The sequence below is a fragment of the Burkholderia cenocepacia genome, from assembly GCF_014211915.1.
In the GTDB taxonomy this organism is placed as follows: domain Bacteria; phylum Pseudomonadota; class Gammaproteobacteria; order Burkholderiales; family Burkholderiaceae; genus Burkholderia; species Burkholderia orbicola.
The window spans coordinates 2,832,929-2,855,684 of record NZ_CP060039.1; the positions used below are offsets into that span (position 1 = coordinate 2,832,929).

General features: G+C 65.2%; 18 protein-coding genes and 8 tRNA genes. 2 read left to right on the top strand and 24 right to left on the bottom strand.

Translation table 11 applies throughout. The annotated features are described in order from the left end of the window. Window positions 1-313 precede the first annotated feature (313 nt). The 8 genes from SY91_RS13435 to gltX form a co-directional block, all read right to left on the bottom strand. A tRNA-Asp gene (locus SY91_RS13435) sits at window positions 314-390 on the bottom strand. A gap of 73 nt (window positions 391-463) precedes the next feature. Continuing rightward, window positions 464-539: transfer RNA gene (locus SY91_RS13440), tRNA-Glu, on the bottom strand. A 64-nt stretch (window positions 540-603) separates the two neighbouring features. Next, window positions 604-680 (bottom strand) — tRNA-Asp (locus SY91_RS13445). 79 nt (window positions 681-759) lie between these two features. Further along, window positions 760-835: transfer RNA gene (locus SY91_RS13450), tRNA-Glu, on the bottom strand. Window positions 836-898: 63 nt separating this feature from the next. After that, window positions 899-975, bottom strand: a tRNA-Asp gene (locus tag SY91_RS13455). A gap of 78 nt (window positions 976-1,053) precedes the next feature. Then, window positions 1,054-1,129 (bottom strand) — tRNA-Glu (locus SY91_RS13460). Between the two features lie 137 nt (window positions 1,130-1,266). Then, a tRNA-Ala gene (locus tag SY91_RS13465) sits at window positions 1,267-1,342 on the bottom strand. A gap of 129 nt (window positions 1,343-1,471) precedes the next feature. Continuing rightward, the gene (gltX, locus tag SY91_RS13470) at window positions 1,472-2,881 is read right to left on the bottom strand and encodes a glutamate--tRNA ligase (protein ID WP_185920955.1); all 1,410 of its coding nucleotides are present in this window, start codon (window positions 2,879-2,881) and stop codon (window positions 1,472-1,474) included. A gap of 278 nt (window positions 2,882-3,159) precedes the next feature. Between gltX and SY91_RS13475 the strand changes: the two genes are divergently transcribed. Then, the gene (locus SY91_RS13475; protein ID WP_185920956.1) at window positions 3,160-4,077 is read left to right on the top strand and encodes a patatin-like phospholipase family protein; all 918 of its coding nucleotides are present in this window, start codon (window positions 3,160-3,162) and stop codon (window positions 4,075-4,077) included. 153 nt (window positions 4,078-4,230) lie between these two features. Here SY91_RS13475 and SY91_RS13480 read toward each other — a convergent pair whose 3' ends face one another. From SY91_RS13480 to SY91_RS13520, 9 genes are all read right to left on the bottom strand, one after another. Next, the gene (locus SY91_RS13480; RefSeq protein ID WP_006478451.1) at window positions 4,231-4,902 is read right to left on the bottom strand and encodes a C40 family peptidase; all 672 of its coding nucleotides are present in this window, start codon (window positions 4,900-4,902) and stop codon (window positions 4,231-4,233) included. Between the two features lie 128 nt (window positions 4,903-5,030). Then, window positions 5,031-6,653 carry an ABC transporter ATP-binding protein gene (locus SY91_RS13485; protein WP_124549856.1) on the bottom strand — a complete coding sequence of 541 codons (1,623 nt, stop codon included), beginning with the start codon at window positions 6,651-6,653 and terminating at the stop codon, window positions 5,031-5,033. After that, entirely contained in the window at window positions 6,650-7,747 is a 1,098-nt protein-coding gene (locus SY91_RS13490) for an ABC transporter permease (RefSeq protein ID WP_011549505.1), read from the bottom strand. The genes SY91_RS13485 and SY91_RS13490 overlap by 4 nt, the downstream gene beginning before the upstream one ends. A gap of 48 nt (window positions 7,748-7,795) precedes the next feature. After that, entirely contained in the window at window positions 7,796-8,839 is a 1,044-nt protein-coding gene (locus tag SY91_RS13495) for a microcin C ABC transporter permease YejB (RefSeq protein ID WP_006481944.1), read from the bottom strand. A gap of 52 nt (window positions 8,840-8,891) precedes the next feature. Beyond that, window positions 8,892-10,766, bottom strand: coding sequence for an extracellular solute-binding protein (locus tag SY91_RS13500; RefSeq protein WP_124477847.1), 1,875 nt, complete (start codon window positions 10,764-10,766; stop codon window positions 8,892-8,894). A gap of 141 nt (window positions 10,767-10,907) precedes the next feature. Further along, window positions 10,908-11,264, bottom strand: coding sequence for a hypothetical protein (locus tag SY91_RS13505; RefSeq protein ID WP_027808916.1), 357 nt, complete (start codon window positions 11,262-11,264; stop codon window positions 10,908-10,910). A gap of 244 nt (window positions 11,265-11,508) precedes the next feature. Further along, entirely contained in the window at window positions 11,509-12,174 is a 666-nt protein-coding gene (locus tag SY91_RS13510) for a response regulator transcription factor (protein WP_023475937.1), read from the bottom strand. 19 nt (window positions 12,175-12,193) lie between these two features. Further along, window positions 12,194-13,585 carry a sensor histidine kinase gene (locus SY91_RS13515; RefSeq protein ID WP_034174524.1) on the bottom strand — a complete coding sequence of 464 codons (1,392 nt, stop codon included), beginning with the start codon at window positions 13,583-13,585 and terminating at the stop codon, window positions 12,194-12,196. Between the two features lie 11 nt (window positions 13,586-13,596). Further along, a complete protein-coding gene (locus SY91_RS13520; protein WP_034174523.1) occupies window positions 13,597-14,271 on the bottom strand; it encodes a response regulator transcription factor in 675 nt (224 codons plus the stop codon). A gap of 218 nt (window positions 14,272-14,489) precedes the next feature. Between SY91_RS13520 and SY91_RS13525 the strand changes: the two genes are divergently transcribed. Next, a complete protein-coding gene (locus SY91_RS13525; protein WP_006478442.1) occupies window positions 14,490-14,789 on the top strand; it encodes a DUF4148 domain-containing protein in 300 nt (99 codons plus the stop codon). 111 nt (window positions 14,790-14,900) lie between these two features. Here the strand turns inward: SY91_RS13525 and cyoD are convergent, their stop codons facing one another. From cyoD to SY91_RS13560, 7 genes are all read right to left on the bottom strand, one after another. Continuing rightward, on the bottom strand, window positions 14,901-15,233 hold the full coding sequence (cyoD, locus tag SY91_RS13530) for a cytochrome o ubiquinol oxidase subunit IV (protein ID WP_006478441.1): 333 nt from the start codon (window positions 15,231-15,233) through the stop codon (window positions 14,901-14,903). After that, complete coding sequence (cyoC, locus tag SY91_RS13535; RefSeq protein ID WP_006478440.1) at window positions 15,234-15,842, bottom strand: cytochrome o ubiquinol oxidase subunit III; 609 nt, start codon at window positions 15,840-15,842, stop codon at window positions 15,234-15,236. It lies immediately after the preceding gene. Next, the gene (gene cyoB / locus SY91_RS13540) at window positions 15,842-17,848 is read right to left on the bottom strand and encodes a cytochrome o ubiquinol oxidase subunit I (RefSeq protein WP_023475936.1); all 2,007 of its coding nucleotides are present in this window, start codon (window positions 17,846-17,848) and stop codon (window positions 15,842-15,844) included. The genes cyoC and cyoB overlap by 1 nt, the downstream gene beginning before the upstream one ends. Before the next feature lie 3 nt (window positions 17,849-17,851). After that, complete coding sequence (gene cyoA, locus SY91_RS13545) at window positions 17,852-18,739, bottom strand: ubiquinol oxidase subunit II (protein ID WP_043887385.1); 888 nt, start codon at window positions 18,737-18,739, stop codon at window positions 17,852-17,854. Window positions 18,740-19,014: 275 nt separating this feature from the next. Next, on the bottom strand, window positions 19,015-20,544 hold the full coding sequence (locus SY91_RS13550) for a NuoM family protein (RefSeq protein ID WP_023475934.1): 1,530 nt from the start codon (window positions 20,542-20,544) through the stop codon (window positions 19,015-19,017). A 478-nt stretch (window positions 20,545-21,022) separates the two neighbouring features. After that, complete coding sequence (locus SY91_RS13555; protein ID WP_043887390.1) at window positions 21,023-22,411, bottom strand: hypothetical protein; 1,389 nt, start codon at window positions 22,409-22,411, stop codon at window positions 21,023-21,025. Window positions 22,412-22,617: 206 nt separating this feature from the next. Beyond that, a tRNA-Ser gene (locus SY91_RS13560) sits at window positions 22,618-22,711 on the bottom strand. Between the last annotated feature and the right edge of the window lie 45 nt (window positions 22,712-22,756).

The following is a 22,756-nucleotide window of genomic DNA, read 5'->3' on the forward strand; positions in this document are numbered from 1 at the left end:
CGGATGCAATCGCGAATTTCTCGTAGGGGCGCGGCGCTCGATGCAGCACACGGGTGAGGAGTGAGCGAAAGGCGGGACGAGCGATGCAAATGAAAAAGCCCGCACGAGGCGGGCTTCTTCATTTTCTGGCGGAGCGGACGGGACTCGCCTACCTCCCGCAGGCCGCGGCTGCGCTTGCAAGCGCAGCCCTTCGAGTCCCGCCGGAAGCCGCGCAGGCGGCTTCCTCCGCTCCGCAGTCACGTGCCCGCAAGCGGGCACAACGACCGAACGCACAAACAACAATGCCCGCACAAGGCGGGCATTGTTGTTTGTTTGGCGGAGCGGACGGGACTCGAACCCGCGACCCCCGGCGTGACAGGCCGGTATTCTAACCGACTGAACTACCGCTCCAGTCTTGCTGCTTGCCTGGCAGGCGTCGGTTACTTCCTGCCGGCGCGTCGTTTGTTCGAACGACGCCGAAATCTGGCGTCCCCTAGGGGATTCGAACCCCTGTACTCACCGTGAAAGGGTGATGTCCTAGGCCTCTAGACGAAGGGGACAACGTACTGCTTACATCTTTAACGAGAAAGCCCGTTCAAAAACGCTTTTGAACGGGCTTCGTTCTGGCGGAGCGGACGGGGCTCGAACCCGCGACCCCCGGCGTGACAGGCCGGTATTCTAACCAACTGAACTACCGCTCCAGCTTTCTGCACCATCGCCTGCAGGATCTCGTCACGTTCCTGCACACGCTGCGACACTTCTACGAAACGCCGCTGAATCTGGCGTCCCCTAGGGGATTCGAACCCCTGTACTCACCGTGAAAGGGTGATGTCCTAGGCCTCTAGACGAAGGGGACAACGTACTGCTTACATCTTTAATACAAAAGCCCGCTCAAAAACGTCTTGAACGGGCTTCGTTCTGGCGGAGCGGACGGGACTCGAACCCGCGACCCCCGGCGTGACAGGCCGGTATTCTAACCGACTGAACTACCGCTCCAGCTTTCTTACCCAACCTGCAGGACGTCGGTTACGTTCCTGCAAGCCTTGCGACACTTCTATGAAACGCCGCTGAATCTGGCGTCCCCTAGGGGATTCGAACCCCTGTACTCACCGTGAAAGGGTGATGTCCTAGGCCTCTAGACGAAGGGGACATAATCTTTTCAGATTTGTCTGACTTTCGCTATTCACTTCTGGTCAACAGCGAAGGCCGAAATTCTAACTGCTTTGAATCATTTTGTGAAGCATTTATTACTACCGCTGCTTCGCAAATCAATCCATCTTGTTCTGTTGGTGGAGGTAAGCGGGATCGAACCGCTGACCTCTTGCATGCCATGCAAGCGCTCTCCCAGCTGAGCTATACCCCCTTGCAGAACAGAAATGAGATTATATGGACCGATTTCGAACTTGTAAATACCCTTTTTACGATTCGTGCGAAATTTTTTGCGAAGCCGCCTCGTACCTCATGCACGGACAGCTTCGCACGCGCACGAACGTCAAGCCAGCGCGGCCTCGATGCGCGTCACCACGACGTCGCGACCGAACAGCACGAGCACCGCGTCGATCGACGGCGTATGCGTCGTGCCCGCCACCAGCAGACGCACCGGCATCGCGAGCTGCGGCATCTTCAGCTTGTGCGTGGCGAGCGTCGCCTTCAGCGCGGCGGACACCGCTTCCTTCGTCCAGTCGGCCGCCTTCAGCGCGGCAGCGAGATCGGCCAGCGCCGGACGCACCGCATCGGTCACGTGCTGCGCGAGCGCGTCGGCGTCGGGTGCCGGCACACGATAGAACATCGCCGCACCTTCCGCGATCTCCTTGACCGTCGTCGCACGATCCTTCATCAAGCCGACCACCGCGTCGAGCGCGGGGCCCGTCGCGATCGCCGCGTCATCGATGCCGAGTGCGTCGAGGAACGGCTTCGCGAGTTCGGCAAGGCGCGCGTTGTCGGCTTCCTTGATGTAATGCGCGTTCAGCCAGCTCAGCTTGCTGTGGTCGTACTGCGCGGGCGACTTGCCGAGATGCTCGAGATCGAACCATTCGACGAACTGCTCGCGCGAGAAGATCTCGGCGTCGCCGTGCGACCAGCCGAGACGCGCGAGATAGTTGACGACGGCTTCCGGCAGGAAGCCCGCGTCGCGGTACGCCATCACGCTCATCGCGCCATGCCGCTTGCTCATCTTCTCGCCCTGCTCGTTCAGCACGGTCGGCAAGTGCGCATAGACGGGCGGCTCGCCGCCGAGTGCGTTCAGGATGTTGATCTGGCGCGGCGTGTTGTTCACGTGGTCGTCACCGCGGATCACGTGCGTGATGCCCATGTCCATGTCGTCCACCACCACGCAGAAGTTGTAGATCGGCGTGCCGTCCGGGCGCGCGATCACGAGGTCGTCGAGCTCCTCGTTCGAGATCTCGACACGCCCCTTCACCGCATCGTCCCACACGACCGTGCCCGTCAGCGGATTGCGGAAGCGCAGCACCGGCTTCACGCCGGCCGGCGGCTCCGGCAGCACCTTGCCGGGCTCCGGACGCCACGTACCGTCGTAGCGCGGCTTCAGGCCGGCTTCGCGCTGGCGTTCGCGCAGCGCGTCGAGTTCCTCGGCCGACATGTAGCACGCATATGCGAGACCCTTCTCGAGCATTTGCGCGAGCACTTCGCGATAGCGGTCCATCCGCTGCATCTGGTAGATCGGGCCTTCGTCGAAATCCAGCCCGAGCCACTGCATCCCCTCGAGGATCGCATCGACCGCTTCCTGCGACGAGCGCTCGACGTCGGTATCCTCGATGCGCAGCACGAACGTGCCTTTCATCTTGCGGGCGAACGCCCACGGATAAAGTGCGGAGCGAATGTTGCCGAGGTGGATGAAGCCGGTGGGACTCGGCGCGAAGCGGGTACGGACAGGACGGGTCATAAACGGTAACTCGAACGCCTGGGGCGCATGAATGATTCGACGCGGGACGACGCGGCAGCCCGGACAGCAACGGAGCCGGCGGCGCCCGGAACGGGAAAGAAGCCGGAATTATACTCGCGCCGGACATCGCGCCAAGCGCACCGCTTGCTTTATGATGTGCGCGCCGCGGCCGCCAGCCGGCGCGGCGCCGGCCGCACGCAACCCGCTGCGCGGCCGCTCGGAACCTATCGCCGCCGCGGGCCGTGTAACCCGCCGCCAAGCCGCCGGAGAACCATTCGATGTCGTCCCCTCGCCTGTCGCGCCGTCACTTCACGATCGCGTGCGCGTCCGCCAGCCTCGCCGCCTGTACGTCCTTCGGCGACAAGTCCCGCCCCGGCACGGCCCTGCCGCAGGAGAAGCCCGTCAAGATCGGCATCGCGCTCGGCGGCGGCGCCGCGCGCGGGTTCTCGCACATCGGCGTGCTGAAGGCGCTCGAGGCGCGCGGCATTCCGATCGAGATCGTCGCCGGAACGAGCGCGGGCTCGGTGGTCGGCGCGCTCTACGCGTCAGGCATGAACGCGCTGCAGATCAACAAGATCGCCCTCGACATGGACCAGGCATCGATCAGCGACTGGGCGCTGCCGTTTCGCTCGCGCGGCCTGCTGCAAGGCGTCGCGCTGCAAAACTTCCTGAACAAGACGCTCAACAACCGGCCGATCGAGAAGATGGCGAAGCCGCTCGGCATCGTCGCGACGGACCTGCAAAGCGGCCAGCCGATCCTGTTCCAGCAAGGCAACACGGGGCTCGCGGTGCGCGCGTCGTGCAGCGTGCCGTCGGTGTTCGAGCCGGTGAAGATCGGCAATCGCGAATATGTGGACGGCGGGCTGGTGAGCCCGGTGCCGGCGTCGTTCGCGCGCAAGATGGGCGCGAGCTTCGTGATCGCGGTCGACATCTCGGCCCGGCCGGACGGCGCGGCGACCAACAACCCGATCGAGATGCTGCTGCAGACCTTCACGATCATGGGCCAGACGATCAAGACCTACGAGCTCGACAAGTATGCGGACGTCGTGATTCGCCCGAACCTGGCGGCGATGGGCGGCAGCGACTTCAACCAGCGCAACGCGGCGATCCTCGCGGGCGAGGAAGCGGTCGCGCGCGTCATGCCGGAACTGCAGCGCAAGCTCGCGGCGGCGCGGGGCGTGACTGCCGCCGCGTAGGCCGCGATGGGCGGGAGGCCGCGGCACGCGCCGCCTCCCGGTGGCCGACGGAACGACTTACGCCGCGCCGTCGGCGCCAGCCTCAAAACAAAAAACCCTGCCGCCTTTCGGTGACAGGGTTTTTTATCGTCCGGCCTGACCGACCGGCAAACGTCAGTTGCTGCCGTTCGCCGAATCGTCGCCGATCGTCGCGCGCACGCGGCGCAGGTCTTCGGGCTTCATCGGGAATTCCGATTCGATCCGGCGCGCACCGGTGAAACGCTTTTCCCAGTAGCCGCTGTCGAGATCGTCGACGCGGACGGTGCTGCCCGTCGACGGCGAGTGCACGAACTTGTTGTCGCCGATATAGATGCCGACGTGCGAGAACGTGCGGCGCATCGTGTTGAAGAACACGAGATCGCCCGGCTTCAGGTTGCTCATGCTCACCTTCTCGCCGACGCGGCTCATTTCTTCCGCGCGACGCGGCAGCGACATGCCGAGGGTGTCCTGGAACACGTAGCGCACGAAGCCGCTGCAGTCGAGGCCCGAATCCGGCGAGTTGCCGCCCCAGCGATACCGAACGCCGATCATGTTCAGCGCGCCGACGACCACGTCGCCCGCCTTGCCCGCCATGCCGGCAAGGAACGACTTCGCGCCGCCGCTCGACGACTGCGCGTTGGTCTGCTGGAGGGAGGAACCCGACCCGATCTGAGTCGAATTGGTGACATTCTGGTTAAAACTGCTGACTTCGTCGGCGAACGCGCCGGGTGCTGCTGCGAACAGGGCGCCGATGAACAGCCCGGCGATGGTGCGCGCGCATGCCTGGGTCAGGGATCGATGCTGCATTGGTCGATGGAATGTGCTTAAAAATCAGCTGATTGGCGGAAAATTTCGGTCGATACTAGCCAGCGCGTAATCGTTTGTCAAAACAAATTAATAAATACAATCGAGATGGTCAGACCATTGGACGCCTATCACGCTTTCCAGACCGCTTTCAACAGCTTTTGTGTGTAAGGATGTGACGGTCGGGTGAAGATGTCGGACACCTCCCCCGACTCGACGACGGCGCCGTCCTGCATCACCGCGACGCGGTGTGCCATCGCACCGATCACCTCCAGGTCGTGGCTGATGAATACATAGCCGAGGTTGTATTTCTGTTGCAAATTCGCGAGCAGCTTCAGCACCTGCTGCTGGATCGACACGTCGAGCGCCGACGTCGGCTCGTCGAGGATCAGGATGCGCGGCTCCAGCACCAGCGCGCGCGCGATCGCGATCCGCTGGCGCTGCCCGCCCGAGAATTCGTGCGGATAACGCTGCAGCACCGTACGGTCGAGCCCGACTTCGCGCAGCACCGCGAGCGACTTCGCGCGGCGCGCGTCGGGCGTCATGTCCGGGCGATGCAGTTCGAGCCCTTCACCGACGATCCGCTCGATCGTGTGACGCGGCGAAAGTGAACTGAATGGATCCTGAAAGACCACCTGCATGTTCGAGCGCAGCGCGGTCTGCTCGCGGCCGCGATAGGTCGACAGCGCGCGTCCCTGGAATTCGATCTCGCCGCCGGCCGTCTTCTGCAGCCCGAGCAGCGCCATCGCGAGCGTCGACTTGCCTGAACCCGATTCGCCGACGATGCCGAGCGTTTCGCCCTGCCGCACCGACACCGACACGTCGGCGACGGCCGTCACCGGCACCGTGCCGAACCAGCCCGCGAAGCCCGGCCGCTTGCGCGCGAACTGCACGCTCACGTGGCGCGCGTCGAGCACGACGGGCGCGATCGGCATCACCGGCGTGACCGTGCGTTGCGGCCGGCTGTTCAGCAGCCGCTGCGTATACGGATGCTCGGGTGCCGCGAAAATCTGCTCGACCGGCCCGCTCTCGACGAGCCGGCCGTGCTCCATCACCGCCACCCGCTGCGCGAAGTGCCGCACGAGATTCAGATCGTGCGTGATCAGGAGGATCGCCATCCCGCGCTTTTCCGCCTCTTCCCGCTGCAGTTCCAGCAGCAGGTCGACGATCTGCGCACGGATCGTCACGTCGAGCGCGGTGGTCGGCTCGTCGGCCAGCAGCAGGCGCGGCCGGCACGCGAGCGCCATCGCGATCATCGCGCGCTGCCGCTGGCCGCCCGACAACTGGTGCGGGTAGCTGTCGACCCGCTTCTCGGGCTCCGCGATGCCGGTGCGCGCGAGCAACGCGATCGCCCGCTTGCGCGCCTCGACGGCCGATACGCCGTCGTGCAGCACGATCGTCTCGCCGATCTGCACGCCGATCGTATACAGCGGGTTGAGCGCCGTCATCGGCTCCTGGAAGATCATCGCGATGTCCGAGCCGCGCAGCCCGCGCATCTCGCGCTCGCTCCTGGCCGCCAGATCCTGCCCGGCAAAGCGGATCGCGCCCGTGACCTCTGCGTCGCGCAGCAACCGCAGGATCGACAGCGCGGTCACGCTCTTGCCGGACCCCGATTCGCCGACGAGCGCGACCCGCTCGCCCCGCCCGATCGCGAGCGTCACGTCGTCCACCGCGACCGTGTCGCCGAAGCGCACATGCAGACGCTCGAGCGACAGCAGCGGTTCGTGCTGCGTCGATACGGTCGACTCGCTCATCGCTGCCCTCCCGCCGCGCGCACCGAATCGGCGATCCGCGTGTCGAGGGCGTTGCGCAGCGCGTCGCCCATGAAGGTCAGCAGCAGCAGCGTCGCGACCAGCACGCCGAACGTCGACAGCGAGATCCACCATGCGTCGAGGTTGCCCTTGCCCTGCGCCAACAGCTCGCCGAGGCTGGGCGTGGGCGGCGGCACGCCCAGCCCGAGGAAATCGAGGCTGGTGAGCGCGAGGATCGAGCCGCTCATCCGGAACGGCAGGAACGTGATCACCGGCGTGAGGCTGTTCGGCAGCACGTGGCGCCAGATGATCTGCCAGTTCGTCAGCCCCATCGCGCGGGCCGCGCGCACGTAGTCCTGGGTGCGGTTGCGCAGGAATTCCGCGCGCACGTAGTCGGCAAGACCGATCCAGCCGAACAGCGACAACAGCACGATCAGCAGCAGGAAGCTCGGCTCGAAGATCGACGCGAAGATGATCAGCAGGTACAGCTCCGGCAGCGAGCTCCAGATCTCGATCAGCCGCTGCCCGACGATGTCGATACGCCCGCCGAAGAAGCCCTGCACCGCGCCCGCGGCGATCCCGAGCAGCGTGCCGATCACCGTCAGGATCAGCCCGAACTCGACCGACACGCGGAAACCGTACACGAGCCGCGCGAGCAGGTCGCGGCCCTGCGCGTCGGTGCCTAGCCAGTTCTCGCGCGAAGGCGGCGCCGGGTTCGGCACGTTCGAGAAGTAATTCAGCGTGTCGTAGTAATAGCGGTTCGGCGGATAGACGACGAAGTTGCCGGGCGCCTCGAGCCGCTTGCGCACATACGGATCGAGATAGTCGGCCGGCGTCGGGAAATCGCCGCCGAAGGTCGTCTCCGGATACGCATGGAACATCGGGAAATAGGTCTGGCCGTCGTAGCGCACCACGAGCGGCTTGTCGTTCGACCACAGCGGCGCCGCGAGACTCGCGGCAAAGGCCACGACAAAGATCACGAAGCTCCAGTAGCCGAGGCGCTGCTGCCTGAAGCGCTGCCACACGCGGCGGGTGGGCGACGGCGACACGCGCGCACGTGCGGCGTCGATACGGGAAGAGGCGACGGCCCGGTTCATCGCGCGCCCCGCCCGCTGGCGCCGGGCATGCGAATGGCTCGTTTCATGTCAGCGCTCCAGGTTGTCGAATTGAATGCGCGGATCGACCCACACATAGCAAAGATCGGAAATCAGCTTGGTCGCGAGCCCGATCAGCGTGAACAGGTACAGCGTGCCGAGCACGACCGGGTAATCGCGCCGCACGACCGACTCGTACGACAGCAGCCCGAGGCCGTCGAGCGAGAACAGCGTCTCGATCAGCAGGCTGCCGGTGAAGAACGCACCGATGAACGCGGCCGGGAAGCCGACGATCAACGGCAGCATCGCATTGCGGAACACGTGCTTCCACAGCACGCTGCGCTCGGAGAGCCCCTTCGCGCGCGCGGTCAGCACGTATTGCCGGCGGATCTGGTCGAGGAACGCGTTCTTCGTGAGCATCGTGACGACCGCGAAGCTGCCGACGACCGACGCGGTGATCGGCAGCGCGATGTGCCACAGGTAGTCGAGCACCTTGCCGACGAGCGACAGCTGCGCGAAGTTGTCCGACGTGAGGCCGCGCAGCGGAAAGAGCTGCCAGAACGAGCCGCCGCCGAACAGCACGAGCAGCAGCACGCCGAGCACGAAGCCCGGAATCGCATAGCCGACCAGCACGACGAGGCTCGTCGCAACGTCGAACGGCGAACCGTTGCGCACGGCCTTCGCGATGCCGAGCGGCACCGAGATCAGGTACGTGAGGAAGAACGTCCACAGCCCGATGCTGATCGACACCGGCAGCTTCTGCACGACCAGCGACCACACGCTCTGGTGGCGGAAATAGCTGTCGCCGAGATCGAAGCGCGCGAAGCGCTTCAGCATCAGCCAGTAGCGTTCGAGCGGCGGCTTGTCGAACCCGTACAGCGCCTTCAGTTGCGCGAGCTGCTGCGCGTCGACGCCGGTGTGCGCGCGCATCCCGAACGGCGTCGCGCCCTGCTCCGTCGCGCCCTTGCGCAACTCCTGCACGGCCTGCTCGACGGGGCCGCCCGGCACGAACTGGATCACCGCGAACGTGAGCGTCAGCACGCCGACGAGCGTCGGGATCATCAGCAGCAGGCGTTTGAGGATGTAGCTCCACATAGGGCGTCGACTCGTGATCGGATGGCGGGGTTGGACGAAGGGCCGGCGCGGGTCAGTGGTCGGGCTTCGCCCACCAGGTCGACACGACCCAGCCCTCGGCCGAATAGTACAGCGGCAGCGTCCGCGGATAGGCGAGCGTGCGCTTGTACGCGATGCGGTGCGTCGTGCTGTACCACTGCGGGACCGCGTAGTAGCCGTGCATCAGCACGCGGTCGAGCGCGTGCGTCGCGTCGAGCAGTTCCTCGCGCGTCTGCGCGGCGCCGAGCGCATGCAACAACGCGTCGACGGCCGGCGATTTCAATCCGATGAAGTTGTCGGAGCCCGGCTCGTCGGCGAACTTGCTCGCGTAGCGCGAGTATTGCTCGGCGCCCGGCACCTGCACGCCCGGCAAGCGGATCGTCGTCATGTCGTAGTCGAATGCATCGAGGCGCTTTTGCAGCAGCGCGTAATCGGCCGTGCGAAACCGCACGACGATGCCGAGCTTCGCCAGGTTGCGCTGGTAGGCGGTCACGACGCCTTCCATCGCGCCGCCCGCATCGTCGAGGATCTCGAACGCGAACGGCTCGCCCTTCGCGTTGCGCAGCGCGCCGTCGCGATAGGTCCAGCCGGCCTGCGCGAGCAGTGCGCGCGCCTTCAGCAGGTTCGCGCGCAGCGAGCCCGGCGGATTCGTGTCCGGCTGCGTGACCGTCGGGCCGAACACGGCCGGATCGAGCTGCCCGCGCAGTGGCTCCAGCAGCTTCAGCTCGCCGTCGCTCGGCGTACCGGTCGCCTGCAGGTCGGTGTCGGCGAAATAACTGTTGAGGCGCGTGTATGCGCTGTAGAACAGTTGCCGGTTCAGCCACTCGAAGTCGAACGCGAGGTCGAGCGCCTGGCGCACGCGCACGTCGCGGAACAGCGGCCGGCGCAGGTTCATGAAGAAGCCCTGCATGCCGGCGCCGTTATGTTGGCGGAATTCGCGCTTGACGAGCTCGCCGCTGTCGAAACGCTTGCCGACGTCGCGCCGCGCCCAGTTGCGCGCGATGTACTCGACGAGCACGTCGTATTCGCCGGCCTTGAACGCCTCGAGCCGCGCGACGCCGTCGCCGTACAGCTTGTACACGATCCGCTCGAAGTTGTTGGTGCCGACCCGTACCGGCAGGTCGGCGCCCCAGTACGCGGGGTTGCGCCGGTAGGTGATCGTGCGGCCGTTGTCGTAGCGCTCGATCACGTACGGGCCGCTGCCGATCGGCTGCTCGAACGCAAGCTGGTCGAACGGGATGCGCGAGCCGTCCGCGCGCAATCCCCACTTGCGCGAAAACACGGGCACGCCGCCGGCGATCAGCGGCAGTTCGCGGTTCGCGCTACGGAACTCGAAGCGCACGGTCGCCGGATCGACGACCACGGCCTTCGCGATTTCCGCGAAATACGCGCCGAACTGCGGCGCGGCCTGCTTGCTCTTCAACGTGTCGAACGAAAACTTGACGTCGTCGGCCGTGACGCGATCGCCGTTCGAGAAGCGGGCGCGCGGATTCAGGTGGAACGTGACCGAACGGCGGTCCGGGGCGATGTCGATGTCGTCGGCCAGCAGCCCGTAGGCGGACGCCGGTTCGTCGGAACTGCCGGTCGCGAGGCTCTCGAACAGCATGTCGATGCCGGGCGCGGTGTTGCCGCGCATCGTGAACGGATTGAACTTGTCGAACGACGTCAGTCGGCTCGGATTCGCGAGCACGAGCGTGCCGCCCTTCGGCGCGTCGGGGTTCACGTAGTCGAAATGCTTGAAGCCCGGCGGATACTTCGGCTCGCCGTACTGCGCGATGGCGTAGGCCGCGTGCGCGGCCGGCGCGGCCAGCACCGCATGCAGCGCCAGCACCGTGGCCACGCGGCCGGCGGCCCGCAGCGCGCCAAGGCAGGCACGCGTGGCGGCGGCCCGGGGCGAACCCTTCGTCATAGAGGCCCTGTCGATCGAATGAGGGTAGTAACGTGGAGCGATTCTACCCATTCAGTCCGTCGAGCCAAAAGAAAACCGCCACGCGGGCGGTTTTCTCGCGAGCGGTTGTCGCGCACGCGGCACACATGCGCGACCGGTCGATCAGCGCCAGCCGTTGTGGCGGCCGTGATCCCAGTGACCGCGATCGCCGCCCCAGCCGCGGCCATGGTGGCGATACCACTCGTCGCGGCCCCAGTAGCGGCGGCCGTCCCAGTAGCGGTCGCCGTGCCAGCCGATCACGATCGCCGGCGCCGGGGCGTACACGGGCGCCGGTGCATAGACAGGCGCCGGCTGGTAGACGACCGGCGGAGGCGGCGGCGCATACACGGGCGCGGGCGCGACGTAGACCGGTGCCGGCACGCCGACGTTGATCCCGACATTGACTCCCGCCATTGCTGCGCCCGACACGAGCAAGGCCGTCATACCGGTCAGGAGCGAGGCAACACGCAAAGTCTTCATGGATTCCTCTTCTGGTTGTGTCATGTGTGATTCGACTATAGCGGCAAGCGCCGGCTCCGCATATTTCAAGTTTGTAAGAACTGATGCGCGGCATCGCAACGGGACACGCGCGCTAACGTCTTGTAACAATCGACGCCCGGCTGCCGTCGCCGGGCCGGGCCGGGCCGGGCCGGGCCGCGTGGCGTGGCGCTGCGCACGCCGCCCGTCAAGAGCTTCTTTCAGCCCGGTGTCGATATCCGCCCCGTCACCCGCCCGTATCGAACCGGAAGCCGAATCGCGCAACCGTTTCGATCCGTGCGGAAAACGCATGCGCGACCAGCTTGCGCCGCAACCGGACGACCAGCGCATTGACCGTTTCAGGTTCGATGTCGGCATCGTCCCACGCATAACGCAGCACGGCGTCCCGCCCGACCGGCCGCCCCGCTTCGCGCAGCAGGCATTCGACCACGCGAAACTCCCGTGCACTGAGCGCGAGCCGCCGGCCCTGCTCCTCGAGTGCGCGCGTCGCCGTGTCGAGCCGGATCGATTCACGCATCGCGATGATGCCCGCGCGGCGCCACAGCGCGTGCAACCGTTCGTGCAATTCGACGAACGAACACGGATGGGCCAGGCATACGTCGCAGCCTGCGTTCAGCAGCTGCGCGCGCTGGGCGGACGTGGTGCCGGCAACGATCGCGGCGATCGTCGCACCGCCGGCCGACGCGGCGAGCCGCGGCAATTCATCTAGAATCGCCGCCGCGGCCCCGCCATCGGTCGCGACGATCACGATCGCGTCGAACCGGTCCTGCGTCGCCGCGAAACAGCCGTCGCGCCATGCGTCGACGCGCTCGACGCCGTGCATGCTTTCTCGAAACGCCTTGTCGAGCCGCGACGCGTGCGGATTCGGCGGCGCAATCAGCAGGATGCGCATCGCTCGATCTCCCGCGCCGTCATGCGAGCGAACGCGGCCAGCATTCGACCGTGATCGCCGTACCGGCCGGCTGCGCATCGCCGATCCGCAGCGCGAAACCATGCACGCGCATCACCGCCGACACGATGCTCAATCCGAGCCCCGAGCCGTTCACGTGGCGCGTGCGCTCGCCGCGATAGAAGCGTTCTAGCACCGCATTGCGCTCGCCGGGCGGGATGCCGGGCCCGGTGTCCTCGAACCGGACGAGCGGACCGTGCGGCGTCGTCTGGAGCACGACGCGCACGCGGCCGCCCGGCGGCGTGAACTTGATCGCGTTGTCCGCGAGATTGCTGAACGCCTCGAACAGCAACGCACGATCGCCGTGGATGCCGTCGACCGTGGCCGCCTCGAGCGCGAACGACACGTCGACGTCCTCGGCCAATGGCTCGTAAAGCTCGCACACGTCGCGCAGCAGGGCCGCGACGTCGACCGCGGCAAAACCGCCGCGCCGGCTCAGCGTGCCGATCTCGGAAATGCGCAGCATCGCGCGAAACCGTTCGAGCAGCCGGTCGGTTTCGTCGCGCGCCGAAGCCAGCAGCGCCGCCGACGCGGGATCATGCGCGCAGAACGGCTGGTCGGCGAGCCGCGCGAGCATCGTATGCACGCGTGCGAGCGGCGTGCGCAGGTCGTGCGCGATCCCGTCGCAGGTATGGCGCACCTCGCCCATCAGCCGCTCGACTTCGTCGAGCATGTGGTTCACGAGATGCGCGAGCAGATCGAGTTCGTCGTAGCCGCCGACCGGCAGCCGCTTGCCGAGATCGCCTTCGGCGATCTGTCGCGTGACGCGCCGGATCGCGGCGACGCGGCGCATCTGCCGCATGCCGAGCATGCTGCCGCCCGCGATGCCCGCGATCAGGATCACCACGCCGCCGATCACGAGCCCGCGGATCGCGACGTCGCGAATCTGGATGAAATGCGACAGGTCGCGCGCGACCACCAGCGTCATGCCGTTGTCGCGACGCTCGGCCATCGCGCGCGCGATCGGCGACGGCTGGCCGTCGAGCAGCGCGAGCGTGCGGTTCAGCGTCCGGCCGCGGCGATCGGTCTGCAGCGCGGGCGGCGTCGTGATGTCGCCGGCCACGCGGCGCCCGCTCGCATCGAACAGCCCGTAGAAATTCGTGTGCATGTGCTCGTGCTCGAGCCGCCGGTGGATCGCGAGCGGCAGCTCGGCATCGGGAATCGAATCGAAATAGATCAGTTGCCACGCGAGCACTTCGTCCGTGTCGTGCGTCATCGTATGCGTCGCGGCCACGCTGATCACGCCCGCGAGCAGCAGCAGCGACACCGAGAAGATCGCCGCGTACGCGCATAGCCAGCGAAACGTCGTCGTATGCCAGCGGCGCGTGAAGTGCGCCGCGCGGGCTGCGTCCATTCGCGCCTCCGTCAAGCGAGCATGTAGCCCGATCCGCGCACCGTCTGGATCATCGGGTTCGCGCCGGGCGGATCGATCTTCTTGCGCAGCCGGCCCATGTGAACGTCGATCAGGTTGGTGCCGGGATCGAAGTGATAGCCCCACACGGCCTCGAACAGCATCGTGCGCGTGATCGTCTGGCCTGCATTGCGCATCATGAATTCGAGCACGCGGAATTCGGTGGGCAGCAGCGGAATCTCGTCGGTGCCGCGGCGCGCGCAGCGCGAAATGAGGTCGAGCTCGAGCACGCCGACCTTCAGCAGCGTCTGCTGCGGCACACCCGATGCCTGCCGGCGGCGCAGCAGCACTTCGATGCGCGCGCTCAGTTCGCCGGAATCGAACGGCTTCGTCAGATAATCGTCGCCGCCCGCGCGCAGCCCGCGGATGCGCTCGTCGACGTCGCCCAGCGCGCTCAGCATCAGCACCGGCGTGTCGATGCCGACCGTGCGCATCGCGGTCACGATTGCGAGGCCGTCCGCGCCCGGCAGCATCCGGTCGAGCGTGATCGCGTCGTACGATGCGCTCATCGCGCGCATCATCCCGTCGCGGCCGTTATCGGTCCAGTCGACCTCGAACCCGCGGGCGGTCAGTTCGCCGACGATTTCGTTCGCCGTCACCGCATCGTCCTCGACCGTCAGTACTCGCATGGTTGCCCTCGCAATGAACTTCAACACGGGCGCGCACGATGCGCCCGCCACTATCGTAAGCGCCGCGATTGCCGTGCGGCGCCAGATGAAAATAACTTCATTCGGCATCGCGACGTGCGTACGTGAAACATGTTTCATCCGTGCGTCGCCCGCCCTGCGACGGCTGCCGCCTACGCTGACGTCATGCGGCATCGGGCCGCGAAACCAGGAGCTATCGGATGAAACTGTCGACCACCGTCGCCTGCATGCTGCTCGCATGCGCCAGCACCGCCGCGTTTGCGGGGCCACACCTCACGCCGCAGGAATGCCACGCGTACCCGTTCGTGCACACGGGCAGTGGCGTCTCGCGTGCGGACCTCGTACGCGAGCTGTCCGAGCTCGAACAGGTCGGCTACAAGCCGGCGCCCTCGAGCCCTTACTATCCCGACGATATCAATGGCGCGGAGGATCGGCTCGGCGCCGAGTACCGCGCCGACTGCACGCACGCGCTGACGGCCGACGCGGGCACGCACCACTGACCGCGCACTCCGGCGCAACACACCCGCCGGAAAACACAAAAGGCGGCACGCATGTGCCGCCTTTTCTTCATGAACGCGCACGGATGCGAACCCGATGCGCCACGCTGCCGCTCAGCGCGACATCATGTTCATGCTGACGTTGTGCATCACCCACAGCGTGCCGACGATCACGATCGCGGCGGTCAGCACCGTATAGCTGAACGCCATCACGTTCCAGCGCTGGCCCGACGAGCCGTTCATGTGCAGGAAGTACACGAGGTGCACGACGATCTGCACGAAGGCGAGCACGGCCAGCCCGATCAGCGACGCATGCGGCGACAGCACGCCGCCCATCACGAGGCCGAACGACGCGGCCGTGAGCAGCACCGACAGGATGAAACCGGCGACGTAGCCGCCGACGCTGCCATGCCCTTCTTCGAGTTGAGACGAATGCGAATGGGCCATTTAGATCACGCTCGCGAGATAGACAAAGGAAAACACGCAGATCCACACGATGTCGAGGAAGTGCCAGAACAGGCTCAGGCACGTCAGGCGCCGCAGGTCGCGATCGGTCAGGTCGCCGCCACGCAACACGATCTGCGCGGCCAGCACGATCATCCACAACAGGCCCGCCGTCACGTGCAACCCGTGCGTGCCGACCAGCGTGAAGAACGCCGACAGGAACGCACTGCGTTGCGGGCCCGCGCCTTCCGCGACCAGGTGCGAGAACTCGCGCAATTCCATCGTGAGAAACGCCGCGCCGAGCACGAACGTCACCGCGAGCCATGCGAGCAGCGCGCCGCGCCGCTGCTGGTACGCCGCGAGCATCGCGAAGCCGTACGTGATGCTCGACAGCAGCAGCGCGGCGGTTTCGACCGCGACGCCCGGAATGTCGAACAGCTCTTTCGCCGTCTGCCCGCCCGCGTACTGGTGGCCGAGCACCGCGAACGTCGCGAACAGCGCCGCGAAGATCACGCAGTCGGTCATCAGGTACAACCAGAACCCGAACACCGAATGCGACGGCGGATGGTCGTCGTGTTCGAGCAGGGTTGCGCTCAAGGTTTTCTGCAACATCAGTTGGCCTCCAGTTCCACGTCGTCGACGCGCGCGGCCGTGCGCCGCGTCGGCTGCTTGTCTTCGGTCTTGCGCACCGTCGACGCAGGGATGTAATAGCCGTCGTTATCGCGCGAGCTGTAGATCACGAGCGTCGCGATGATCCCGACGAGCCCGCCGATCGCCATCCACCAGATGTGCCACACCAGCGCGAAGCCGAGCACCAGGCTGAAGACCGCGATCACGAGGCCTGCGCAGGTATTCGACGGCATATGGATGTCGCGGAACGTCGCCGGGTTCGGCCGGCCTTCGCCGCGTGCCTTCATGTCTGCATACGCGTCGAGCGTGCGCACCTGCGGGATCACCGCGAAGTTGTAGTCGGCCGGCGGCGACGAGGTCGCCCACTCCAGCGTGCGGCCGCCCCACGGGTCGCCCGTCGTGTCGCGGTACTCGGGCAGATGGCGGTTGCGGATGCTGACCACCAGCTGCAGCAACTGGCACGCGATGCCGATCGCGATCAGCACGGCGCCGAACGCGGCGACCATCAGCCACGGATGCCAGGCCGGGTTGTCGTAGTGGTTCAGGCGGCGCGTCATGCCCATGAAGCCGAGCACGTAGAGCGGCACGAACGCGACGTAGAAGCCGACCTGCCAGAACCAGAACGCAGCCTTGCCGAGCTTCTCGTTCAGCTTGAAGCCGAACGCCTTCGGGAACCAGTAGTTGAAGCCCGCGAGATAGCCGAACAGCACGCCGCCGATGATCACGTTGTGGAAGTGCGCGATCAGGAACAGGCTGTTGTGCAGCACGAAGTCCGCGCCCGGAATCGCCATCATCACGCCGGTCATGCCGCCGAGCGTGAACGTGACCATGAAGCCGATCGTCCACAGCACGGGCGTCGTGAATTCGATCCGGCCGCGGTACATCGTGAACAGCCAGTTGAACACCTTCACGCCGGTCGGAATCGCGATGATCATCGTCATGATCCCGAAGAACGCATTCACGTTCGCGCCCGAGCCCATCGTGAAGAAGTGATGCAGCCACACGAGGAACGACAGCACCATGATCGCGCAGGTCGCGTACACCATCGTCTTGTAGCCGAACAGCGGCTTCTTCGCGAACGTCGCGATGACTTCCGAGAAGATCCCGAACGCCGGCAGGATCAGGATGTACACCTCCGGATGGCCCCACGCCCAGATCAGGTTCAGGTACAGCATCGCGTTGCCGCCGGCGTCGTTCGTGAAGAAGTGCATGCCGAGGTAACGGTCGAGGCCGAGCAGCGCGAGCGTCGCGGTCAGGATCGGGAACGACGCCATGATCAGCACGTTCGTGCACAGGGCCGTCCACGTGAACACGGGCATCTTCATCAACGTCATGCCCGGCGCGCGCATCTTGATGATCGTCACGAAGAAGTTCACGCCGGTCAGCAACGTGCCGACGCCCGAGATCTGCAGCGCCCACAGGTAGTAGTCGACCCCTACCCCCGGACTGAACTGCAGCTCCGACAGCGGCGGGTATGCGAGCCAGCCCGTCTGCGCGAATTCGCCGATCACGAGCGACAGGTTGATCAGGATCGCGCTGACCGCCGTCATCCAGAACGACAACGAGTTGATGAACGGGAACGCGACGTCGCGCGCGCCGATCTGCAGCGGCACGACCAGGTTCATCAGGCCGACCATGAACACCATCGCCATGAAGAAGATCATGATCACGCCGTGCGCCGTGAAGATCTGGTCATAGTGGTGCGGCGGCAGGTAGCCGGGCGCGTTGTACGCGAGCGCGAGCTGCATGCGCATCATGATCGCGTCGGCGAAGCCGCGCAGCAGCATGATCAGCGCGACGATGATGTACATCACGCCGAGTCTCTTGTGGTCGACCGTGGTCAGCCATTCCGTCCACAGCCATTTCCAGCGGCCGGTGATCGTCAGCGCGGCGAGAATGCCCAGCACGACCAGACCCATGAAGGCGCCGGCCCCCATGATGATGGGCTGATCGAACGGGATCGCCGAGAGTGTGAGTTTGCCGAACATGCGTTACCCCTTCGTGCCGCAGGCGGCGTCCTTCAGGTCGAGGACGTGGCCATCGTTGTATTTCGCGATGATGTTGTGGAAGAGCCGCGGATCGACCGACGAGAAATAGCGCACCGGCGCCTTCTCGCTCGGCTGCGCGACGCCGCCGTACATAGTCGCGTCGAGCCGGTCCGGCGACGCCTTCACCTTCTGCACCCACGCATCGAACTGCTCGCGCGGCTCGGCGAGCGTGCGGAACTTCATGTCGGAGAAACCGCGGCCGCTGAAGTTGGCGGACGTGCCCGCGTAGTTGCCGGGCTCGTCGGCGATCAGGTGCAGGCGCGTCTGCATGCCGGCCATCGCATAGACCTGGCCGCCGAGCTGCGGGATGAAGAACGAGTTCATCACCGAATCCGACGTGATGCGGAAGTTCACCGGCGTGCCGACCGGAATCGCGAGCTGGTTCACCGACGCGATACCGAGTTCCGGATAGATGAACAGCCACTTCCAGTCGAGCGCGACCACCTCGACGTCGATCGGTTTCACCGCCGATTCGAGCGGCTTGTACGGATCGAGCTCGTGCGTGGTTTTCCACGTGAGCACGCCGAGGAACAGGATGATCAGCGTCGGCACCGTCCAGATCACGACCTCGATCGCGGTCGAGTGCGACCAGTTCGGCGCGTAGGCGGCGTTGCGGTTCGACGCACGGTAACGCCACGCGAACCACAGCGTGAGCAGAATCACCGGCACGACGACGATCAGCATCGCCCAGGTGGACGTCGCGATCAGCGCCTTTTCGGCGGCACCCACACTTCCTTTCGGATTTAGTACACCTAAATTACAACCTGACAGGCTTAGCGCCGCGCCCATGGCCATCAGCGCCGACCAGCCTCTTGAAGCCCTTCTTTTCATCACACAGCCCCGCGGGTCATTGAATCCGTTTGCGTATGCCCGATGCGCATTCGATTCACGAAATTGGCCGAATCATACGTCGCGCGAGTGCGATGAAAAACCGGTGCAGGCGGCAAATCATCATTGCAAAATCTGCCGTGAGTCACATTGTCGCGGGGCAATTTCACGCAGCCGGAAGCGGGCCCGGCACGCCCCGTGCTGAGCCTCGATCGATGCGTGCGCAACGATACCTGCCGCGCGAATGCGGCTGGCTTGCGCGGCGCGGTGTGCCGGGATCAGTCGTGCGTCGACGCCATGTACGACGGCAGCGCCGGCGCGGGGCCATCCCCTGCCGGCACCTTCGAATGGCTCGCTTCCTGGATCAGCTTGCCGACGGTCGGATCGATCGCATCGGTGAACGGCTTCGGATCGATGCCGACCGCCAGCACGATCAGCGCGAGCGACGCGAACATCACGATCTCGCGACGATTCAGGTCGGCGAGCTTCGCGATCCGCTGGCTCGCGACCTTGCCGAACACGACGCGCTTGAGCATCCACAGCGTGTACGACGCGCTGAGGATCAGCGTGAGCGCCGCGATCGCACCGATCCAGAAGTTGAAGCGGATCGCGCCCATGATCACCATGAACTCGCCGACGAACCCCGACGTGCCCGGCAGACCGACGTTGGCCATCGCGAACAGCAGCGTGAAGGTCGCGAAACGCGGCATCACGCCCGCCACGCCGCCGTACGCGGCGATCTCGCGCTGCCTGGTACGATCCACGAGCACGTTCACGCACAACAGCATCGCGCCCGCCACGAAGCCGTACGACACGAGTTGCACGATCGCGCCTTCGACGCCGATCCGGTTGAACAGGAACAGCCCCAGCGTGACGATCCCCATGTGCGCGACCGTCGAATACGCGAGCAGCTTGCCGAGATCGGTCTGCGCGAGCGCGATCAGGCTCGCGTAGACGATCGCGAACAGCGACAGCGCGATCACGGCCGGCGCGAAGAAGTGGCTCGCGTCCGGCGTGATCGGCAGCGCGAAGCGCAGGAACCCGTAACCGCCGAGCTTGAGCATCGCGAGCATCAGCGCGGCGCCCGTCGGGCCGTCCGTGTACACGTCGCTCAGCCACGTGTGGACCGGCCACATCGGCACCTTGACCGCGAACGCCGCGAAGAAGCCGAGGAACACCAGCAACTGCGGCGCGAAGCCGAGCTGCAGCGTGCGCCACACGGCCATGTCGAACGTATGCGACTGCGCGTACAGGTACAGCATCGCCATCAGCAGAAACAGCGAGCCGGCGAACGAGATGAAGAAGAACTTCACGGCCGCATACACGCGTCGCTCGCGCCCCCACGTACCGATCAGCAGGTACAGCGGGATCAGCGTCGCCTCGAAGAAGATGAAGAACAGCAGCCCGTCCTGCGCGACGAATACGCCGACCATCAGCCCCGACAGGATCAGGAACGACGCGTAGTACTGCGCGACGCGCACCGTGACCGACTCCCACGACGCCACCACCACCACGAGCGTCGTGAATGCGGTCAGCACGACGAGCCACAGCGACGCGCCGTCGATGCCGACCCGCCAGCCGGCATTGAATGCCGCCAGCCAGTCGCGTCTTTCGACGAACTGCATCGCCGCCGAATGCGCGTCGAAACCGGCGATCAGCGGCACGACGGCCGCCAGCCCGGCGATCGCGCCGATCAGCGCGATCAGTCGTATCCGGCGTGAATGCTGGTCGGAACCGGCGCGCAGCAGCACCGCGCCGAACAGTATCGGAACCCAGATGGCCAGGCTCAGGAAGGGGAAATCATGCATGTCAACAACGCCTTGAGGAGGTCGCGCCCTGCATCGGGGACAGGCGCGACGAAAGGGACGAAATCAAATCGACAGGTAGATTTCGTGAATCGCCAATGTTGGCAAAATGTAAAGCGGCATCACCGGAAAAGTTGATGCCGCTCAAATGCGATCGGGTTAACCAGCATAAAACGATTGAATATTTTCTGCAGCGCAGCAGAACATCAATTTTGCGTGCCCGTGTAGCCTACTGATTTTTATGAGTAATTTTTCGTATTGCTCGATGCCGTGTGCGACAGAAATCGACGCAGCGCCGCATTTTTGATGTCAACCGGTCATTTCGGAGGGCCGGAACGACATGCTTAGCGTTCCGCAGTGCCGCGGTCGCGTGGCCTCTCCTGTCTTACAGAAATACTTTCATTTTTATTTCATTCGATCTCATGCTGCGCATACCGCAGATCGAGTTACCCTCGCGCACCACTTCTCACGCGAGCGGCCATTAGCGCAGGTGACTCAAGCGATCCCATACGCGCATCGTCACCGCACGATAGTGGTCGTGCTGGGCGGGGAAATGGACGAAGCGGCTGTCGCGCGTCGCATAGACCGGGGACGACGCGAGCGTCGTCGCATCGACGATATGGCGCGCGTCGATCATGCCGGACTCAAGCAACTCCACATAGATCGCCTGCTGGTCGCCACCACTCGCATAGACCGACGAGCGATCGTCGAACTGCTCGATGCGCGCGCAGATGCGTTCGACCAGTTCGCGCATCGGCGCCACGTTGCGCACGCCAATCATGCACGAGTTGATCGCCCACGCCGTGTGATCGGTCCCGATCACGAAGTCGCGCCCCTCGATCGTGCCATCGATGCGCTGGCGCTGGTCGATCGCGAGGATGTCCGCATCGACCCAGAACACGAACGCGTGATGCGGCAGATGTTCGCGAATCAGATGCAGCTTCGCCCAGTTCGCGTCGATGCCGTCCGGCAGGAAAGCGGGCGCGGCGCGATACGTGTGGTACGCATAGCCATGTCGCGTGCAGTAGCGGACGAAATTCTCCTCGTGCAGGTCGCCATAGCCCGCGATATGCGACGTATGCAGGCTCACGAACGCGATCGGCGCATGCGGATTCACATGCCGCTCTGCTTCGCGCGGTCGCTGCTGTGCGGCGCACCAGTCGTCCATCGCGCGCGGACAGTCGCCGCGCTGGTACCGTTCGGCATCGTCGACGAGCGCCGTCACGTAGCGGAAGTCGTAATCGGGCACCGGCGCCCAGAAGCCGTTCACGTCTCGCCACTCGGGTGCCTGGTGCGCCACGAGCGGTCGCGCGCCGGCGATCGAATCGATCGACACGCCATCGCTCCAGACCGTCTGGGCCGACGCGAAATGGCCGTTCGCAAGCGGTACGTCGAATGGCAGCGGTGGAAAGTGCGCTGCCAGCAGCGTCGCCTCGCACGCGTGCTGCCGCTCCGGAAGATGCATCGCCCACTTGCCCAGTTCGAGCGCCAGCCGGCGCAACTGCTCGCGTACGTCGGGCACGTTGCGGAAGATCATGCCGCTCGCGGCGGGCAACGCCGATTTCGACGTCTGCGTCGTGACGATCGCGTCGTAACCGTGCGCGACATCCGTCAGCGCGTGCGGATCGAACACGACGGAGAACGGGTCGAGCACGAGCAGCAACGCACCGTGCTCCATCGCAACGAGTTGCGCGATGATCGCGTGGTACTTGTACAGCACTTGCTGGCGCTCGCCATACACGTGCATGCCGTCGACCGTCGCCTGCCGGTAGCCGTGCAGATCCGCGTAACGTGCGTGGTTGTCGATCAATCCGTCGACAGGTCGATGAGACAGGACGGTCAGAACGGAATGCGGGGTTGCCACGAGCATCACCTCGAGTCGCGCGGAACGATACGCGATATGTAGCGCATGACCGCCACTCCCGTCGAGCATTCATTGCCCGAATGCCGTATCGACGATGCGCGCCCGAAGACGAGACTCGACGGCATCGATGCTTGGCGCACGACACCACACGGTGGGCCGGAAAAAGAAAAAGCCCCGCAAGTCCGAGAACTTGCGGGCTTTGTCACCGCTTTTGGCGGAGACGGAGGGATTCGAACCCTCGATCCAGGTTTTGGCCCAGATGCTCCCTTAGCAGGGGAGTGCCTTCGACCTCTCGGCCACGTCTCCCAAACTTTCGCTCGCACCAGGGAGGCAGTGCGACGAGAACGAGAT

Bases quoted from the DNA above. Each gene is read 5' to 3' on its own strand.
- gltX (WP_185920955.1), bottom strand. From the start codon at position 2,881: ATGACCCGTCCTGTCCGTACCCGCTTCGCGCCGAGTCCCACCGGCTTC.
- SY91_RS13475 (WP_185920956.1), top strand. From the start codon at position 3,160: ATGTCGTCCCCTCGCCTGTCGCGCCGTCACTTCACGATCGCGTGCGCG.
- SY91_RS13480 (WP_006478451.1), bottom strand. From the start codon at position 4,902: ATGCAGCATCGATCCCTGACCCAGGCATGCGCGCGCACCATCGCCGGG.
- SY91_RS13485 (WP_124549856.1), bottom strand. From the start codon at position 6,653: ATGAGCGAGTCGACCGTATCGACGCAGCACGAACCGCTGCTGTCGCTC.
- SY91_RS13490 (WP_011549505.1), bottom strand. From the start codon at position 7,747: ATGAACCGGGCCGTCGCCTCTTCCCGTATCGACGCCGCACGTGCGCGC.
- SY91_RS13495 (WP_006481944.1), bottom strand. From the start codon at position 8,839: ATGTGGAGCTACATCCTCAAACGCCTGCTGCTGATGATCCCGACGCTC.
- SY91_RS13500 (WP_124477847.1), bottom strand. From the start codon at position 10,766: ATGACGAAGGGTTCGCCCCGGGCCGCCGCCACGCGTGCCTGCCTTGGC.
- SY91_RS13505 (WP_027808916.1), bottom strand. From the start codon at position 11,264: ATGAAGACTTTGCGTGTTGCCTCGCTCCTGACCGGTATGACGGCCTTG.
- SY91_RS13510 (WP_023475937.1), bottom strand. From the start codon at position 12,174: ATGCGCATCCTGCTGATTGCGCCGCCGAATCCGCACGCGTCGCGGCTC.
- SY91_RS13515 (WP_034174524.1), bottom strand. From the start codon at position 13,585: ATGGACGCAGCCCGCGCGGCGCACTTCACGCGCCGCTGGCATACGACG.
- SY91_RS13520 (WP_034174523.1), bottom strand. From the start codon at position 14,271: ATGCGAGTACTGACGGTCGAGGACGATGCGGTGACGGCGAACGAAATC.
- SY91_RS13525 (WP_006478442.1), top strand. From the start codon at position 14,490: ATGAAACTGTCGACCACCGTCGCCTGCATGCTGCTCGCATGCGCCAGC.
- cyoD (WP_006478441.1), bottom strand. From the start codon at position 15,233: ATGGCCCATTCGCATTCGTCTCAACTCGAAGAAGGGCATGGCAGCGTC.
- cyoC (WP_006478440.1), bottom strand. From the start codon at position 15,842: ATGTTGCAGAAAACCTTGAGCGCAACCCTGCTCGAACACGACGACCAT.
- cyoB (WP_023475936.1), bottom strand. From the start codon at position 17,848: ATGTTCGGCAAACTCACACTCTCGGCGATCCCGTTCGATCAGCCCATC.
- cyoA (WP_043887385.1), bottom strand. From the start codon at position 18,739: ATGAAAAGAAGGGCTTCAAGAGGCTGGTCGGCGCTGATGGCCATGGGC.
- SY91_RS13550 (WP_023475934.1), bottom strand. From the start codon at position 20,544: ATGCATGATTTCCCCTTCCTGAGCCTGGCCATCTGGGTTCCGATACTG.
- SY91_RS13555 (WP_043887390.1), bottom strand. From the start codon at position 22,411: ATGCTCGTGGCAACCCCGCATTCCGTTCTGACCGTCCTGTCTCATCGA.